The sequence below is a fragment of the Pseudomonas sp. FP215 genome, assembly GCF_030687795.1.
In the GTDB taxonomy this organism is placed as follows: Bacteria; Pseudomonadota; Gammaproteobacteria; order Pseudomonadales; family Pseudomonadaceae; genus Aquipseudomonas; species Aquipseudomonas salmasensis.
The window spans coordinates 2,848,207-2,865,382 of record NZ_CP117447.1 but is presented as its reverse complement, the minus strand read 5'-3'; the positions used below and the strand labels follow the sequence as shown (position 1 = coordinate 2,865,382).

Annotated in this window: 18 protein-coding genes, 1 tRNA gene and 1 pseudogene; 12 read left to right on the top strand and 8 right to left on the bottom strand. The window is 56.0% G+C overall.

Annotated features, from left to right (window positions below):
* Positions 1-8: 8 nt before the first annotated feature.
* The 6 genes from PSH76_RS13005 to PSH76_RS12980 all read left to right on the top strand — a co-directional run bounded on the left by PSH76_RS13005 (position 9) and on the right by PSH76_RS12980 (position 6,185).
* Positions 9-491, top strand: coding sequence for an arsenate reductase ArsC (locus PSH76_RS13005; protein WP_305494236.1), 483 nt, complete (start codon positions 9-11; stop codon positions 489-491).
* Between the two features lie 276 nt (positions 492-767).
* Complete coding sequence (locus PSH76_RS13000) at positions 768-1,379, top strand: LysE family transporter (RefSeq protein WP_032897173.1); 612 nt, start codon at positions 768-770, stop codon at positions 1,377-1,379.
* A gap of 318 nt (positions 1,380-1,697) precedes the next feature.
* Complete coding sequence (locus PSH76_RS12995) at positions 1,698-1,991, top strand: hypothetical protein (RefSeq protein WP_098951392.1); 294 nt, start codon at positions 1,698-1,700, stop codon at positions 1,989-1,991.
* Positions 1,992-2,227: 236 nt separating this feature from the next.
* A complete protein-coding gene (mgtA, locus tag PSH76_RS12990; protein WP_305494235.1) occupies positions 2,228-4,942 on the top strand; it encodes a magnesium-translocating P-type ATPase in 2,715 nt (904 codons plus the stop codon).
* Between the two features lie 64 nt (positions 4,943-5,006).
* Entirely contained in the window at positions 5,007-5,354 is a 348-nt protein-coding gene (locus tag PSH76_RS12985; RefSeq protein WP_003191350.1) for a DUF2493 domain-containing protein, read from the top strand.
* An 18-nt stretch (positions 5,355-5,372) separates the two neighbouring features.
* The gene (locus tag PSH76_RS12980; protein ID WP_305494234.1) at positions 5,373-6,185 is read left to right on the top strand and encodes a hypothetical protein; all 813 of its coding nucleotides are present in this window, start codon (positions 5,373-5,375) and stop codon (positions 6,183-6,185) included.
* Here the strand turns inward: PSH76_RS12980 and PSH76_RS12975 are convergent.
* On the bottom strand, positions 6,182-6,880 hold the full coding sequence (locus PSH76_RS12975; RefSeq protein WP_305494233.1) for a tellurite resistance TerB family protein: 699 nt from the start codon (positions 6,878-6,880) through the stop codon (positions 6,182-6,184). The genes PSH76_RS12980 and PSH76_RS12975 overlap by 4 nt on opposite strands.
* A 125-nt stretch (positions 6,881-7,005) precedes the next feature.
* On the opposite strand from PSH76_RS12975, the gene PSH76_RS12970 reads away from it, so the two are divergent.
* Positions 7,006-7,533: a DinB family protein gene (locus PSH76_RS12970; RefSeq protein WP_305494232.1), complete on the top strand. Its 528-nt coding sequence runs from the start codon at positions 7,006-7,008 to the stop codon at positions 7,531-7,533.
* 566 nt (positions 7,534-8,099) lie between these two features.
* Here the strand turns inward: PSH76_RS12970 and PSH76_RS12965 are convergent.
* Positions 8,100-8,576 (bottom strand): hypothetical protein, encoded by a 477-nt coding sequence (locus PSH76_RS12965; RefSeq protein ID WP_305494462.1) that lies wholly within the window; start codon positions 8,574-8,576, stop codon positions 8,100-8,102.
* 223 nt (positions 8,577-8,799) lie between these two features.
* Between PSH76_RS12965 and PSH76_RS12960 the strand changes: the two genes are divergently transcribed.
* The 3 genes from PSH76_RS12960 to PSH76_RS12950 all read left to right on the top strand — a co-directional run bounded on the left by PSH76_RS12960 (position 8,800) and on the right by PSH76_RS12950 (position 10,353).
* Positions 8,800-8,886 (top strand) — tRNA-Leu (locus PSH76_RS12960).
* Positions 8,887-9,072: 186 nt separating this feature from the next.
* Positions 9,073-9,324 (top strand): hypothetical protein, encoded by a 252-nt coding sequence (locus tag PSH76_RS12955; protein ID WP_320747915.1) that lies wholly within the window; start codon positions 9,073-9,075, stop codon positions 9,322-9,324.
* A 204-nt stretch (positions 9,325-9,528) separates the two neighbouring features.
* A complete protein-coding gene (locus PSH76_RS12950; protein WP_305494231.1) occupies positions 9,529-10,353 on the top strand; it encodes a PDZ domain-containing protein in 825 nt (274 codons plus the stop codon).
* Between the two features lie 47 nt (positions 10,354-10,400).
* Here the strand turns inward: PSH76_RS12950 and PSH76_RS12945 are convergent, their stop codons facing one another.
* The 4 genes and pseudogenes from PSH76_RS12945 to PSH76_RS12930 all read right to left on the bottom strand — a co-directional run.
* Positions 10,401-10,907: a lysis system i-spanin subunit Rz gene (locus tag PSH76_RS12945; RefSeq protein ID WP_305494230.1), complete on the bottom strand. Its 507-nt coding sequence runs from the start codon at positions 10,905-10,907 to the stop codon at positions 10,401-10,403.
* Positions 10,907-11,344, bottom strand: coding sequence for a cell wall hydrolase (locus PSH76_RS12940; protein ID WP_305494229.1), 438 nt, complete (start codon positions 11,342-11,344; stop codon positions 10,907-10,909). The genes PSH76_RS12945 and PSH76_RS12940 overlap by 1 nt, the downstream gene beginning before the upstream one ends.
* Positions 11,319-12,704, bottom strand: coding sequence for an IS4 family transposase (locus PSH76_RS12935; protein ID WP_305494228.1), 1,386 nt, complete (start codon positions 12,702-12,704; stop codon positions 11,319-11,321). The genes PSH76_RS12940 and PSH76_RS12935 overlap by 26 nt, the downstream gene beginning before the upstream one ends.
* A gap of 498 nt (positions 12,705-13,202) precedes the next feature.
* Positions 13,203-15,230: pseudogene (locus PSH76_RS12930) on the bottom strand (hemagglutinin repeat-containing protein); the annotation flags it as partial.
* A 6-nt stretch (positions 15,231-15,236) separates the two neighbouring features.
* Between PSH76_RS12930 and PSH76_RS12925 the strand changes: the two are divergent.
* Complete coding sequence (locus PSH76_RS12925) at positions 15,237-15,671, top strand: hypothetical protein (RefSeq protein WP_305494227.1); 435 nt, start codon at positions 15,237-15,239, stop codon at positions 15,669-15,671.
* Between the two features lie 108 nt (positions 15,672-15,779).
* Here the strand turns inward: PSH76_RS12925 and PSH76_RS12920 are convergent, their stop codons facing one another.
* A complete protein-coding gene (locus PSH76_RS12920; RefSeq protein ID WP_198707832.1) occupies positions 15,780-15,998 on the bottom strand; it encodes a hypothetical protein in 219 nt (72 codons plus the stop codon).
* Between the two features lie 546 nt (positions 15,999-16,544).
* Between PSH76_RS12920 and PSH76_RS12915 the strand changes: the two genes are divergently transcribed.
* Positions 16,545-16,730, top strand: coding sequence for a hypothetical protein (locus PSH76_RS12915; protein WP_305494226.1), 186 nt, complete (start codon positions 16,545-16,547; stop codon positions 16,728-16,730).
* A gap of 92 nt (positions 16,731-16,822) precedes the next feature.
* Here the strand turns inward: PSH76_RS12915 and PSH76_RS12910 are convergent, their stop codons facing one another.
* Complete coding sequence (locus PSH76_RS12910) at positions 16,823-17,122, bottom strand: hypothetical protein (RefSeq protein ID WP_305494225.1); 300 nt, start codon at positions 17,120-17,122, stop codon at positions 16,823-16,825.
* Between the last annotated feature and the right edge of the window lie 54 nt (positions 17,123-17,176).

Here is a 17,176-nt window from a genome sequence, read left to right as displayed (position 1 = left end):
AGCGCCCCATGAGAGTCCTGTTCATGTGTACCGCCAACAGTTGCCGCAGCATCCTGTCTGAAGCGATGTTCAACCACTTGGCACCGTCGGGCTTCAAGGCGATCAGCTCTGGCAGCTTCCCCAAGGGGCAGGTGTTGCCACGCAGCCTGACCACGTTGCAGGCGGCGGGCATCAGCACTGACGGCCTTTACAGCAAAGGCAATGACGCCTTTGAAGACAGCCCGCCGGATGTGGTCATCACCGTGTGCGATAAAGCGGCCGGTGAAGCGTGCCCGGTGTATTTCGGCCCAGCGGTGAAGACGCATTGGGGCTTGGAAGACCCTTCCGAGGTACAGGGTAACGAGGCGCAGGTAGAGGTGGCATTCAAAGCCACCCTCGACATTATCGCTGCACGCTGCAAGGCGTTTTTTGCACTGCCCTTTGCGAGTTTATCGTCGGATGAATTGAAGACTGAACTCCACCGCATTGTCTCAACACCACAGCCCTTGTAGGAGCGAGCTTGCTCGCGAAAAACTCATAGACAACACGCTCATCCAGAAAACACGCGTTATCGTTGACGCTTTTCGCGAGCAAGCTCGCTCCTACAGGGGGCGCTGATTCTGTGGGCAATGCATGGCCAGTGTGGGAGCTGGCTTGCCTGCGAAAGCGGTGGTTCAGTTAAAGATTCAGTGGCTGACACACCGCCATCGCGAGCGTTCCTACAGAGGACGTGGTATCCCCCTCTTGGACTGACGTATGCTCTGGCACTTTCTCGAAAGGAGCTGAGTATGCTGTCGATCTTTGTTTATGCGCTGGTATTCGGCTTCGTATTTTGCCTCTCCCCCGGCGCCGTACTGGCAGAGACCCTGCGCCGCGGCTTGCTCCATGGCTTCACACCGGCCTTGCTGGTGCAGTTCGGCTCGCTGGTGGGCGACGCCGTCTGGGCCGTGATTGGCCTCACCGGTATCGCACTGCTGATCCAGCATGATGCAGTGCGGGTACCACTCACAATCATCTGCGCGCTGTACCTGGCCTGGTTGGGCATCCGCAGCCTGATTGATGCCTGGCAGTTGCCCGCAACCGACGACGCCCCTGCCAGCTCAGGCAAAAATGCGTTGGCGGTGGGCGCGGCGATCTCCCTGGCCAACCCTAAGAATATTGTCTACTGGGGCGCTCTGGGCAGCGCACTGTCGGGGATTGTCGGCACCACCCCCAGCCACGGGCAAACGCTGATGTTTTTTGCCGGCTTCATGCTGGCGTCGGTGCTCTCGTGTTTTCTGACTGCCGCCTTGGTAAACCTGCTGCGCAAAAACGCATCACCGACGTGGCAACGCGTGAGTTATGCGGCCTGCGGTTTAGTATTGATCTATCTGGCGCTACTCGCCGCGCAAGGTATATGAAGTTATTCAACCTACAACTTACGCGCGGCTCTTATCTGAACGAACTCTGAACACCGGATAATTTAATTAATCATACGTTGACATTCACTGATGCCCTGAGTAGATTGCCCGTGCCCGCAACTGGGGCCTTTTTTAAACCTCACAAAAGAAGCCAATGGACACAGTATCTAGTCGCTGTCCGAGCACCGCCTCTGCGGGCATCGGGCGCCAAACCCAGAATATGACAGGACTCGCGTTCCAGGTCCGGTAAGCTGCGCTAGAGCTTGATGCTCCACCGTAACTGCCTCACCGGTCGCCCGTCCGGTCCCGAGGTGTGTTATGACCTTCCAACTCCTTGTTTTGCCCGATACACGCACACTGGTGGCCGCCCTGCGCGCCAAGCTGTGCCGAGCACCCGTGGGCTTTTCGCCAACCCGCTCGACCTTTGCCATACCCTCCCCTCAAGTGCGCCCGGCCCCGCCGCTGGCGCACTGGCGTATCAGCCCTGAAAGCGGCCACCTGGTGCAGCACTGGGATCACGCCGACCCTCTAGACCCACAGAGACCCAAGGTTTCCAGCCTGGCGCAAGCGCGCTTGCTGTTCGGTCTTTACCTGAGCGCTCGCGCCGCCTGACCTGGCTGGAAACAACAACTTTCTTATTGATGACCCTGGAGTTCGTTATGAACAGGTCCAGTAGTAGCCCGCTGCACGTTAGTTAACTAACGCGCCGTTAGCGGGCCCTTCAGTAGTTATGTGAACACCTTATTTAAACCGATCGCAAAGTTTGCGGCTCGGCATGCTTTCGCTCGCCTGTCTGCAGGTAAGTACCGGGTATGTTTTGTCGAGAATTGGCGACAGGAGTACAGACAATGAGCGCCGTAAAAAACACGCCTCTGCACAAGAAAAATGGCACCACCCCCGACACCAAGCTGTCGATGCGTGCCGCCCGTGAAGCCCACAATGGCCTGGCGGCCACCCTCGCCAATGTACGGGCCACCCAGGACGGCCTGACCGAACTGGACGCCTCGGCGCGCCTGCAACGGGAAGGCTATAACGAGGTCGCCCACGACAAGCCGCCACACGCGATCATCCAGTTCCTGCAGGCCCTGAACAACCCGTTCATCTACGTGCTGTTGACCCTGGGCGGTATCAGCTTTGTGACTGACTGCTGGCTACCGATGCAGGAAGGCGAAGAAGCCGACCCGACCAAAGTCGTCATCATCATGACCATGGTGTTGCTCAGCAGCCTGCTGCGCTTCTGGCAGGAACACCGTTCGGCCAAATCCGCCGAGGCCCTCAAGGCCATGGTACGCACCACCGCCACCGTGCTGCGCCGCGAGCAGGTTGGCGCCCAGCCCACCTTGCGTGAAGTACCGATGCGTGACCTGGTGGCCGGCGATATCGTGCAATTGTCCGCCGGCGACATGATCCCCGCCGATATCCGCCTGATCGAGTCCCGCGACCTGTTTATCAGCCAGGCCGTGCTGACCGGTGAAGCCTTGCCGGTGGAGAAGTACGACACCCTAGGCGATGTCACGCAAAAATCCGCCTCCACCCTCGCCGCCGACCAGGGCAACCTGCTGGACTTGCCGAACATTTGCTTCATGGGCACCAACGTGGTCAGCGGTCGCGCCAAAGCAGTGGTGGTGGCAACGGGGCCGCGTACTTACTTCGGTTCCCTGGCCAAGGCGATTGTCGGCTCGCGAGTGCAAACCGCCTTCGACCGGGGCGTGAACAGTGTCAGTTGGCTGCTGATCCGCTTCATGCTGGTGATGGTGCCCATCGTGTTCTTCCTCAATGGCTTCTCCAAGGGCGATTGGGGCGATGCCTTCCTGTTTGCCCTGGCGGTAGCCGTCGGCCTTACCCCGGAAATGCTGCCGATGATCGTCAGCGCCAACCTGGCCAAGGGCGCTACGGCCATGGCCAAGCGCAAAGTGGTGGTCAAGCGCCTCAATGCGATCCAGAACTTCGGTTCGATGGATGTGCTGTGCACCGACAAGACCGGCACCCTCACCCAGGACAAGATCATCCTCGAGCATCACGTCAATGCCTTCGGCCAGCGCGATGACGCCGTGCTGTCCCTGGCCTGGCTTAACAGCTTTCACCAGAGCGGCATGAAAAACCTGATGGACCAGGCAGTGGTGCAGTTCTCGGAACAGAACCCCAAGTTCCAGGTGCCGTTTGCCTACAGCAAGGTCGATGAATTGCCGTTCGACTTTGTACGCCGCCGCCTGTCGATCGTGGTCAAGGATGCCGCCGGTGACCAGTTGCTGGTGTGCAAGGGCGCGGTGGAAGAGATGCTGAGCATTTCTACCCATGTCATGGAGGCCGGCGAAGCCTTGCCCCTGGATGACCGCCGTCGTGACGCCCTGCTGGCACTCGCCAATGACTACAACGAAGACGGTTTCCGCGTACTCGTAGTGGCGACCCGCAATATCCCCAAAGCACTGGCACGCCAGCAGTACACCACTAGCGATGAGCGCAACCTGGTGATCCAGGGCTTCCTGACCTTCCTGGACCCACCGAAGGAAACCGCAGGCCCGGCGATTGCGGCGCTGCAGCAGATTGGCGTGGCGATCAAGGTGTTGACCGGTGACAACGCCGTGGTCACCAGCAAGATCTGCCGCCAGGTTGGCCTGGAACCGGGCCAGCCGCTGCTGGGCGTGGAAATCGAAGCCATGGACGACGCCACCTTGCTGCGTCGCGTGGAAGAACGCACGGTGTTCGCCAAGCTCACGCCGCTGCAAAAATCCCGCGTGCTCAAGGCGCTGCAAACCAACGGTCACACCGTCGGCTTCCTCGGTGACGGTATCAACGATGCGCCGGCGCTGCGCGATGCCGATGTGGGTATTTCGGTGGACAGCGGCACCGACATCGCCAAGGAATCGGCCGACATCATCCTGCTGGAAAAAAGCCTGATGGTGCTGGAAGAAGGCGTGCTCAAGGGCCGCGAAACCTTCGGCAATATCATGAAGTACCTGAACATGACCGCCAGCTCCAACTTCGGCAACGTGTTCTCGGTGCTGGTGGCCAGTGCGTTCATTCCATTCATGCCGATGCTGGCGATCCACCTGCTGCTGCAAAACCTGATGTACGACATCTCCCAGCTGGCCCTGCCGTGGGACAAGATGGACAAGGAATACCTGGCCAAACCGCGCAAGTGGGATGCGAAAAACATTGGCCGCTTCATGATCTGGATCGGGCCGACCTCGTCGATCTTCGACATCACCACCTTTGCGCTGATGTGGTACGTGTTCGCGGCCAACAGTGTGGAAATGCAGACCCTGTTCCAGTCCGGCTGGTTTATCGAGGGGCTGCTTTCGCAAACCCTGGTGGTGCATATGCTGCGCACCCGCAAGATCCCGTTCTTCCAGAGCACGGCCGCCTGGCCGGTGTTGATGATGACCTGCATCGTGATCGCCCTGGGCATCTACGTGCCGTTCTCACCGCTGGGCACACTGGTGGGCCTGCAACCGCTGCCACTGGCGTATTTCCCATGGCTGGTGGGCACTTTGCTGGCTTACTGCTGCGTCGCCCAACTGATGAAAACGATCTACATCCGCCGCTTCAAGCAGTGGTACTGAGCCTCCCCGCCGTTCAAACGCTGGCGGCCGCCCGGTCGCCAGCGTGCAAGAAAAGGATTTACTCATGCGCGTGTTGATCTGTGCAGGTCGTCATTACGCCGACACCAAAAAGTCCCGCCACGTGCTGGACGCTTACCACCGCCTGCGCCCGGTGCAGGTACTGATCCACGGCGGCAACCAGTTCCTGGGCAGTGAGATCGAGGAATGGGCACGGGAAATCGGTATCGACGTGGTGCGTTACCCACCCAATTGGCAGCGCCATGGCAAACAGGCCGAACGCCAGCGTAACCACTTCATGCTGGCCGACAGCCGCCCCGACCTGATCATCGCCCTGCCCGGCGGTGACGATACCTCGGAGTTGGTCTGCCAGGCCAAAGCCAGCGGCATTTCGGTGCTGACCGTAGAAAGCTGAATTCAAGCGAGGTGCATCATGCACAAAAAATACACGCCGGCGCGCCGCGACGGGTTTACCAAATATCGCGCACGCCACGCTCGCCACACCCTGCTGTTACTGCCGCCAGCAAAGCGCCGTGCATTGCAGCGCAACTTGATCTTTATCGGCATAACGCTGGGCCTGGTCTTTGTCGTCGCGTTGATTTCAAAAGCGCAAGCCGCAGGCGGCGCTTATGTGGTTGATGACGGTGCGATCAACGCGCCGGGGGAATGCAACATCGACGCCTGGTACAGCGCCCAGCGGCACGCGGGCAGTACCCACAACAGCAACGTATCGCCCGCCTGCACGTTCAGCGCCATGCCTGCCGTGCAATGGGGCGCCGCGTTGTCACGGGCCACGGATGCAGGCAAAGGCGAGACGCAGATCAGCCCGCAAGCCAAGGTGCAGGTGCTGTCACGGCAAGACTTGGGCTTGGAACTGGCGGTTGCTGTCGGGGCGCATGTCGCGCTGGATCGCCATCACGGGTTTGATGGCGCAGACCTGAACATCCCACTCACATGGCAACCCTTGGCGCCCCTGCGGCTGAATCTGAACGCCGGCTGGAGCCACGCCTACAACGACGGTGATCAACAACACCGCCTGACCTGGGGCACGGGGTTCGAATATCAGTTGGCAGAGACGCTCACGCTGATTGGCGAGCGCTATGGCCAGGAAGGCGGCGAACAGGCCTGGCAGGCTGGGCCGCGTTTGCACATCGGCGAATTTGTCGACGTGGACCTGCTGGTCGGGCGCAGCCTGATTGGCGATCGCGCCCAGTGGCTGACCACTGGGGCGACGCTGAGGTTCTAGGCTTTGGCCTGCTGCTCCAGATGCACCTGCAATTGCGGGTCGATTTGCAACTGACCGGCCAGGTCGTCGAGGTAATTGCGCTCGGCGTCCTGTTGGTCATCGACCAGCATCACGCTCGCCAGGTAAATCTCCGCAGCGATTGCCGGGTCATTGGCATACTCGGCAAAATCGGAGGCATCCAGGGGCTTGGCGACTTCGGCGTCGAGCCACTGCTGCAATTGTGGGTCGTCGGTATGACGGCCGATCTCGGCAGAAATCATCTCCTTCTCTTGCTCATCGATCCTGCCATCCGCCTTGGCCGCCGCGATCATCGCCCGCAGTACGCCGTGGCTATGGGCTTCGGCTTCAGGCCCTTCAAGCTGATCAACGGTCTGGATAGCTTGCTGCGGTGCCGAGGCCTGTTGGCGTTGCCAGGCTTGGTACGCCTGGAACGCCGCCATCCCCAGGGACGCCAGCGCCGCGTAGTTCATCCCACCGCCGCTACGCGTCTGGGCAGTACCACCTGCCGGCGCGCCGCCCAACAAGCCACCCAGGCCACCTAATAAACCACCCAAACCGCCGCCCGCCGAAGACGCATTGCCGGTGCCGGCGCCCTTCAACAACCCTCCGAGCAACCCGCCCAGGCCTCCGCCCGAAGCCCCGCCGCCTTGCTGCCCTGCACGCAACAGTTGTTCCAGTAGATCGCTGGTATTCATGGTGTCGCCCTCCGGGGCGCAAATAGTGGCGTTGATCAAACATAGTCCTCCCCTGATGGAACACCATGACCGTCGGGCGGGCAAGCTTTATGATGACGCCATCACGCCGAAGAGGGAGAACCGCGGTGAATCGCATCGAGCATATTGCGTTGATGGCCACCTACAACCAATGGATGAACCGCAAGGTCTACGACGCCGCCAGCACCCTGACGCACGCACAATTGACCCAGGACCGCCAGGCGTTTTTCGGCTCGATCCTCGGCACCTTGAACCACCTGATGCTGGGCGACACCGTCTGGCTCAAACGCTTTGCCGAACACCCGGCCCACTTTGCGGCCTTGGCGCCACTCAATGGCATTGCCACGCCCGGTGACCTCAAGCAATTGGCCTTCGCCAGCCTTGCTGAATTATCGGCCCATCGCGCCTGGCTGGATCAACTGATCATCGATTGGGCCAACAGCCTGCACGAGTCCCACCTCGACCAACGCCTGCGCTATCACAACATGCGCGGCCTGGCCGCCGAGAAGCCCTTCTTCGGCCTGCTGGTGCACTTTTTCAACCACCAGACCCACCACCGCGGCCAGGTGACTACACTGCTGAGCCAGGCGGGTGTAGATGTGGGGATCACCGACTTACTGGCCCTTATTGATTGAAGGCCGACAAGGTCAATGTGGGAGCTGGCTTGCCTGCGATTGCAGCGCCGCGGTGTGACAGACATACCTGGTGCCTGCATCGCAGCATAGGTATCTACACAACTTTGCAGACCGTAGCAGCCGACGGTAACCACGATGCGAAGCGAGCCGCTCTTGATCTGCTTTTGATCTTAGGCGCCCCGTTAAACCACGCTGGCCGGAATTCGACAGGGATTTGGGGGGTAAACCGGCAGGGATGCCGGTTTAGCCGCCCCGCGCCATGGATGGCGCGTGGCGGCGGCCCCCCAAATCACTGGCGGATTACGGGCACACCGAGCCTAGGCGAGGTGCCGAGTGGTGGGGCAAGAGCGTTTTGCTTACTTTTGCGTTGTTCAAAAGTGAGCCGCCGTCAGGGCGGAACCCTAGGTGGCCGTTACCTAAATAACGGATATGTACCCGGTACAACTGTGTTGACTGCCAGGCCGCCTTCGCGAGCAAGCCCGCCCCCACAGTAGAATCGCGGGGTGTCAGGAAGATAGATGTCGGCTGTCAGGCCGCCATCGCAGGCAAGCCAGCTCCCACACTAATCACTTCACCTTGCTGCTCAAATTCTCCACACTGCGCTTCAACTCATCCAGGCTACGCTTGAGCCCGTCGATCTCGCCTTTCTGCCGCTCTATCGTGCTCTTCTGCTCATCCACCGTCCGCTTGAGACTGGACAGCTGGCTGTCACTGCTACTGGCACTCGAACCGTCCTTGCGCTTGAACTCATCAAACGCACGCTCCTGACCTTCCACCTTGCTTTTCAAGCTTTGCAATTCGCTTTGACTCTGTTTTTGCCCAGCCTGCAGCGCCTCGATAGCACCCACGGAAACACCCGACGGCTTCAACACATAGGCACCGCCCACGTCCATCGAGCCGGCCGTCAACTTGTCTGAAGACGACGCACTAAACTCACCCCACCGCACCGCACTCCCCGCCTGCGCCGAGCTGAACACGGCAGTGCCCAACAAACCCGCCACACCCGCGGCCATGATCCAAGCCTGCTTACGGACCCTGAGCATCAAACGACTCCTTGCGAAATGCCGAAATGGCATATCGCTATGACTGTCATTTATGGGGCTTGTTCCTGCGTTGCGTGCGTTCATCAAGACGTGACACAAAGGCCCTGTAGATCACTGATCTGCCACGCTTTTTCCTGCGCATCTTTATGCGGGAAAACCGGCTTTGAGGTTGCGCTGAAGCGGCTGGATCTATATATTCCCAACCCTGTTACACCGCGCTACCGCCCGAATGGCGAAACTGGTAGACGCATGGGACTTAAAATCCCCCGCTCGTAAGGGCGTCCCGGTTCGATTCCGGGTTCGGGCACCATAGATATCAAGGGCTTGCCAGGGAAACCTGGGCAGGCCCTTATCTTTTCTGTTCCGCAATTTTAGAAACTGCTCCGCATTTACCCCTCCTCAGGCGTCCTGCCGACGAACACCACTCCCCAAACCAGCAACACCTCGATAACTGTACATACATATAGTATTTGAGATTCACGCTATGAACGTAGACATGGACACCGATGATTGGCTTGGCTGCCCCACTCCGCTTGAAATGTACCAGCACCAATGCTCAATCCTCGTGGATGAGCTGGTGGAGACCGAGCGTATGCTGCGTCGAGCGCGCGCGAATATCGCCGGCCTGGTGCAGATGAATGACCTGCTGATGACGGGAGAGGCTGAGGCAGAGGAAAAGCTCGCAGCGGCCGAAGAAAGATCAGCATGCTGGAACAGCATTACTCGTTTGCCTCGGTGCAAAGCGTGAAGATTATCACTGAGCAGCGCGACCACCTGCTCAGGGAGAATCAGCGCCTGCTGATCGAGCTTAGCTTTTACACTTCGTTGCAGCGCTGAGCATGCCCTGAGCTTCTGTTAAACCCACTTGCCGCGTCCTCGCATACAAATTTTCACTAAGGCATGTTATATTGACACTATTATTTTAAAAACACTTACATAACGGAGTATAAAATTGAAAATAACCGCAACCAAAATAATATTTTTTATCTTGTCCTACTCGATCCTTTCAGGTTGCGCAAACAACAATCCATATACTGCTCACTACACTAGCGTAAATGGAGTTACAGCTGAAAATATAGATAAGTTTCGATATGGCGCCCCACCAGAAACCCCACTAATAGACAACGTTAGTCCTGAGCAAGGGCAGGAACGACTAGGTATGTGGGAGCGAAAAAGTTATATGGCTATTGGGGCATCCTCGTTCAATAGCGCACAAACGATACCTGCACACCTCGCAGTACTGCAGGGGAAACTGGTAAAAGCTGATCTCGTAGTAATCAGAAACCCTGAATATTCAGGAAGCTATGCGACATCAACAGCGGTGATGAGGCCATCAACAACAACGACTGAAGGTTCAGCAGTCTTGGTAGGCGCTGACGGTCAGAAGAATGCAGTTATCAAAGGAAACAAAACAACCTATACCACGACCACGGATTACGTACCCACAACCGAGCATCGTGCAAATTACGCTGCAATTTACTATATAAAACAAAGATCAATATTTGGCGCGCGCACGGCAGACCTTACTACCCAAGAACGGCAAGAACGCCAATCAAATTTTGGAGTCAAAACAACAATCGTTGTTGACGACTCCCCGGCTTACAATGCAGATGTATTACCGGGAGACATATTAGAAGAGCTAGATGGGGAAAGAATAAAAAACGCAAATCATTTAGGATCGTTACTTGAAGAAAAGGCAGGCAAAACTGTACAGCTCACACTCAGCCGAAACGGTAAAAAAGTTAAAAAAACCATTACACTTAACAAGATTCTGTAGGAATCAACATTAACGCTGCGAATACCTAATTCAGCAGCGTTTGTCATTTATTTAGTGTTCATTACGTGAACATACGCCTGGCACGCACGCAAGGCGATTATGGCGTTATCCCCGTCATCGGTGATGCGGATATTTCTTTGAGAATGCGCTGGGTCAAGTTGGGCTCGACGGGCTGCATGAACCACGCTGACGGCGCCGGTGGCGGCAGGCACGTTGCAGCCACTGGCTGAATCCTCGGCAAGGAGGACTGACAGCCGGACATCAGCAGTAGCAAGCTGGTCACGCAGGCGAGCTTGGTTGCGTTGAGCATCGGATAATTCCTTGGGGTGTTTTTGGTCCTGGCCGGCGATCTGCTGCTCCAGAGCTAGGCGCTTGCCTTGCTCAGCCTGGGCCTGGGCTGAAGCCTTATTGCTGATGGCGGCCAGTTCCTTCTCGAACTGCCCGGCCTGCTCAGCCAGCCTTTCGCCCAGGCGCCAGTCTTGAACCTGCCAAGCGCCTCCAAACCCGATGGCCAGCGCCATCAAGACCGCGCAAAGGATCTGCCCGGGCGTCATCACGGCACATCCTTGAAGAACACATGGTCACCCAGGCGCAGAGTCTGCGTGGCCTTCGCCGCCCAGGCGGGGGCCTTTGGCATCGTGATCGCGTAGTAGTGCGTGGCGCCGCCAGTTGGATCCGGTACCGCACCCGACATCACCTGATCAGCCGCACGCTGGGCCTGGGTGAACTGCGCGGCAGGGATCTGCTTGGCACCGCTCAGGTAGGCGCAGTTCGGGTCGTTTTGGTTCCAGCAACTGAACTGCCACGGCTTCAGGCACACACCGGCGTAGCCCTCCCCCCACCATGACTTGGCCTTGCCGTCGAACACCCGGTTGCGGATGGTCCAGGCCACGGCGATCTGTGCGGCCAGTCCTTCTCCGCGGGCTTCGCCCCAAAGGAAAAAAGGGGACAGATTTGAATGGCACTTACTTAACCTTCTTCGGATGTCCATTTCTCCTGACCTCGCCCCTTGCCGCCGAACGCGTTTGCATCAGCATCGGGTAAGGCTTGGGCCTTCGTTTTATGGCGCGAGGCTCAATCCGTCCCGGCCGGTTTCCGATACGTTTCCTGGCGATCAACCTGAGTAAATTCGGTACCCCATCGTCTTGTTCGTCGGCACCGTACTGCTGCATCGCAAGGCATAATTGGAGGCTATGTTTAAAGCTAAGCTCGCGTGGCAAACAATCCGCTAACAGCGCTGATTGGGCCATGATCATCCGAATCAAATTATGCGCTAGCAGATACACCCATAATTCTTTTACAGCCATGCCAGGCGTTTTGCAGCTCAGCGTTTCAAGCCCCAGCGTTGTCTTGATATTGCGCAGATCCAATTCAACATGCCAACGGTCTTTGTACAGTGATTTGAGCCCGAATTTAGGCACTTGCTGCGGGCAGTTCAAAGTGGTTACCAGAATTTTCCCACCGGTTTTCAGTTCACGTACTGTCAGTGTTTCAGGCGCTTCTTCGTAAGAAGCTTGGCTCATCCAAGAAGGTCGCTTCTTGGGCTTTGTCAGCTCAACCAAATGATCCTCCGACCCAAGCGATTGCCCGAGCCGAAAGTCCGTACTGCGCCGTCTGGCGCCGTATTGTTCAAACACGCCGTCAATCCCGCGACGTCGCAGTTCGCACAGCAAAAAGTATGTCGCGTAGTAGGCATCGCCCAACACAATATCGCCTCGATTCAGTGTATCGAGCATCGTTCTGAGTAACGTCTGCTCATCGCCACCTTTGCCTCGAAAGCGCCCCAGTGAGGCGTCTAAAACGGCACCACTGGACAGGCAAATGATTCCTACCAAACGACAAATGGGAAAGCCCAACCCTGCTTTCTGGCCACGAGATTGCGGATAGGCAGCTTGATTGGCCGCAGTATCTGGCAGAGTCACCGTGTTCCCATCTACGAGGCGCACCGGGCGGCCCATCCAGCGCCAGGATGGTGGCGCGTTGTTACTCATTGAAGATCCCGTGGAGCGCAACAATGTTGAAACCATCTCTACCGGTAACCGCGCCCGTGCTTTGCAATAAGCGCCGGTGTAGACACTGCTGGGGCTTAGCCCATCGCAGCAACGTTTGATCGAAAAATCATTCACGGCCTTCTGACAAGAACGGTCGGCATTCATGGCCTGAGCCAGAAACATCGACAGTGTTTCAGTCGGCGGGAATAAGCGTTGACGATGCTTGGGAATCACTGACTCGGCACGCTGTAGCAGCGCCGGATCGGCTAGCAGCTTAAAGAATGCATGGGCGTTGCTGTTTTTGGCGTGCTGCTGAATGCGTTGCTGTTGATGCCTGACGATTTGACGTCTACGATTCACGCGGGCTGTCCTTGTTCGAGTGGTGTGTGTTCGCAACTATCACCGTAGACCAAGGACGGCCTTTTTTCATTTTTCTGTAGTCATATCAGCTGGTTAGCTGTTAAGGAAGTGCCATTCGGGACAGATTTATTTTCCAGAGACTCATTCGTTACATCTAAAAGGAATCGTCAAACCTATAAATAAATCTGCCCCTTTTTTACCTTGAAGGTACTCATCATAAAATCATTTGTGATATCTACTTTGGGAATGGGTGGCTCAATTTTCCCCAGTTCTTTTGCACCTACTCAGGAATGATTTGTAACTCACTCCACAATGGTTTCAGCCCGAGACCTTCCATATAAGTCCCATAGTCGACAAAGGCCTTAACTCCAATGTCTTCGTATAAAAACCATGAGGCCTCGCACTCTTGACATACGAACAAGCAAGTGTCGTTAGCTATAATTCTAACCTTGACAACTTCTCCCTGCACACACCTTGGACACAGCATATAAAATTTCTCTAATTAACAGGATAGGCGGTAATAACCTTATTGGTCCCAGGACGAACAATAATTTTAATACTTGTTTCTCCCGTAGTACCAATCGGTCGGCCCATTGGGACAACATATGCTCCCGGATCACCTGACACGGGACTACCTTTCTTGAGCCATGCCTCATCGACAGCGCCTAAAATTTCTTTTCTGTCCATACTAAATACGCTATGCGTTGTCTTGGCCGGATTCGGCTCCGCATGCTCTAAAACATGCAAAACTCTGTTCCCTTGGACTGATCCTTGTCCATAGTCTAAACCTGCTGGAGTTGTCCAAGTCCGGGTGGCCTTGTCAAACGTTAGCTCTACTGCGCCACCTGTCGCTTTTGCACCGTTCTCCTCACTGTACATGTTTCCCGGATCAAGTCGATGCTCCGGCGTCACATACTTGCCATCATCCTGTCGCCCGTCCAGCTGCGTCCCACCGGTATGAACGGTCGGAGCAACCACACTGCCATCACCAAACCCGCCACTGCTCGGATTCACGGCAATGTCCGTGAGGATCGGATTGACCAGACTTCGATTGCTAGGGTCAAGCAGGTGGATCGGGAATGCCGTACCGACAATCACATCCCAGATCAGTATGCTGCTTTTCATGCTTTGCGCAGCATTCTCTCCAGTTTTGGCTGCTGCCTCAACCATGGAATTTGCCGCAATACGCAAGTTTTCCTGCGTGGTTGGGTTAGCTGCAACTAACGCGCCTCCTATGGCTGTGATGCCCGCCATAGCGAGAGGTATCGCCGGTAAGAAATTATTTTCTCCATGACTGCTGTTATTTAAACTCTTCAGTAACGTTAGCACCCGCAAGGCTTCTTTCGGATCATCCCCTGCTATCTGAGTGATCTTATCTGCCAGTGCTTGAGTTTCAGGCGAGTGGGCGTTGTTCGTGATATTACCAAGCGCCCGGTTGACGATAGTGGACCTTTCCTCTTGGTGACGACTGCCTAGCTGTCGCATGGCCGCCTGTCCTTTCATTTCGAGCCCAACGAAGTCAGGATTTACGCCTTGCGCAATCTCCGAACCAGCGCCAAGCAGGTCCACCATCTGGAAAATCGTCTCTTCGGTTTTGTCACCTAACTTGGCTGCGTCGGTTTTCCATTGTTCTAATGTTACCTTTGGGGATGTCACCGCTTTCAACGAAGAGTCAGTTACATACAGATCCGTACGTTTTTCCTGGTCCTTGGTAACTTCGTAGGCCTTATCAACATCGCGATTGAGCCCTGTCACTGCAGATGTAACATCGCCCACATCACGCACAACGATCTCACCCGCACCCACCGTCGCGCGGACTGATTGCTCGCGTTCCTTATCGTACTTCCAGCCAGTAACACTCCACCCCGTCTGCCCCGTCTTGCCTTTATCGACCTGGCTCGGGTCCTGGGTAGTGCTTTCACCGTTTTTATAGGTGCCACCGACGTTCAAGTAATACCCGTGCTCTTTATCTTCTCCAGAGATGTCTCTGAACCCCAGCGTGCCGGTGTCCAGTTTCAAGTTGCCATTGTCTGAAGCGATTAAAGCGCCATCGAGTTGTGTGTGCTTCTCCGTACGGATATCCACTTTGTCGCTGGCGGTGATCCGCGTCTGGTCTTCGACCCAATTGGTTTTTCCAGAGGTCTGACCGTAACCAACCGAACCGCTGACACCGGCGCCCGGACCGATGGTGACGGTGACACTCAGATCAAATTCTTTGCCTTTGACTTTGCCGGTGTCGGCGACAGAAGAAACATTCAGGTCACCGCCGACCCGGCCAATGACTTTATCTCCCCGCAAGTCAGCACCTGCAACCTGGGTATCGCGGCCGCTCTCGAAGCCCAAACGATCGGCAGCATAGAGATAGGCATCCTGTTGACGCTGCCCTTCCCGTTCCAGGTTCCCTTTGCCCATGCTGACGCTGGCATAAACGCCGACCCCCTCATTGCCAAAGGTAAACCCGACTTCGCCACCACCACTGCTTCTATTACTGTCGCTTGAACTGTCGTTCTGCGCAGCACGAATGCTTCCGAGGTGGTTGCGGCGGTCATCGCATGGGAAACCAAGCGCAAAGAGTGGGACGCCCAGCGCGCCAAACTTGGCCAGGTGTTCGGTGGTGCGGCCTCGCCGATGCGGTCAGGTAATCGAAGCTACGTCGGCGGCGTGAAGATCAGTGATAGCCGCGAACTGGACGTGTACTGGTGCCGTCCCGACCAGTACGACTACCGCGCCCTGCGCTCCAGCGCTAAGCCGGCGAAAGGAAAACCAAAGGAAGCGCGCGCCGCCCAGGTCGTCGAGCATGAGCGCCTGTCAGCACTGTGGAAGGAGCATTGCCCCGCTAGTATCGACATGGACGAAGCCTGGGAGGCGATCGGCCTGAACCCCGGCGCGCTTTGGATGTGCGGGGATGTGTTCTTCGAACTAGATGGGGTCGTGTACCTGAACCTTGGCCTGAGGCTTGAGGCTTGAGGCTTGAGGATGGAAACGAAAACATCGAGTGCGCCGCCGAGACTCTCGGCAGCGAGTTTGAAGCCGCGCGGCAGCAGGTATTATGCCAGCGCAATGCGGCTTGAATTGTTACTCCGTCCTTGATAGCACCAGTGAGTGGGCATTACTAATCTCTTGCGCGGCCTGAACCCCGTAGGCGTTGCTGGCAATTTGATAAGGGCTGCCGCTGTCGACGATATATAAGCCGGCCTTTTTAATGATATTTCCGACGTCCACACCGCCTGTTTCGGCGGCTGCAATTATAGCGACGAGCGCCTGTTCCAATGCGACTTCACGATCTGTTGGCATCTGTCTCTCCTTGAGCCGGCTCCATGCCGGTTACCCGTAATACCGCCGCCAATACAAAATTTCCATTGCCCCGGAGAATGGTACCTACCTAAACAAGCACGATACTCAGCTTGGGGTTTCGCTTAAGACTACCCATCTCATTTTGTATGGATAGTGGTCGTCGCCGTAGCTGCACTGCAAGGAAAGATCCTCTGAGGGTTGAAGAGTGAAGGGCTTTAAAGCTTCCGTTGGCTTTCCCCCGCCCCATGGATTGAAGATCTCTTTAACAACGACCTTATATGCCCGTTTGGCATCGCTATTTATCAGATGTGCGATTTGGCCAGCTGAGGCGAAACCGCAGCGTTCATTGTATTTGACCGTTACGACAGGGTCCGCCATAGCTGGTCCAGAAAAAACCAAGACGACTGACCAACCTATCCAAGTCCTTACTCGCATAGACACCTCACGTGTTTCCGCTAGCCCAATGCCAGCTCACAAGTTATAACCCACCAAAACCAAATTGCCACCACCGGTAACGGAGGGCGGCGCTTACCTGAGGTAAACGAAATGCCTGTACGCCATAGCGTCATCCACAAGATCGACAAGAAGCCCGACGGTAGCCCCGCCGTGCTGTTCCTGGGCGCATCCGAGCAGATCGAAAGCCAGGCACGCGACGACCTGATGAGCCAGCTCAACGAAAGCTACGACAAAAGGGGACAGATTAATTTCCGGAGACTCACTCGCCATATTTAAAAGGACTCGTCAAATCAAATAAATCTGTCACCTTTTTTCTATTTCCACAGTTAAGTAAATACTATTCAAATCTGTCCCGTTTTTATGCCATCTCATTTAAACGGGTCAAACAATATAGCTTTACTTGAGCCTTGCGCCTTAAATAACAAAGCCAGCATCTGTTTAACTAATCCTGAAATTAAAGGATTAATGTTCACCACAGCAACCAGCTCATCAACAAGTGAACTAATTTCCGTCCCGGAAAACAGGTCGCAATCATCAAAACTCAAGCTGGAAAGCATTGGAAATTGCTCGACATCCAGCCGAAAGAAAAAACTCGCTACATCCAAAGGAATGTCGATACGATCAAGACAACCATCTTGGCCAACGGCGGCTAAATCTGCATCCCACATTATTAAGTAATACATAATTCAGAACATCTTCCCAGGAAATGTGTTCACCAAGTT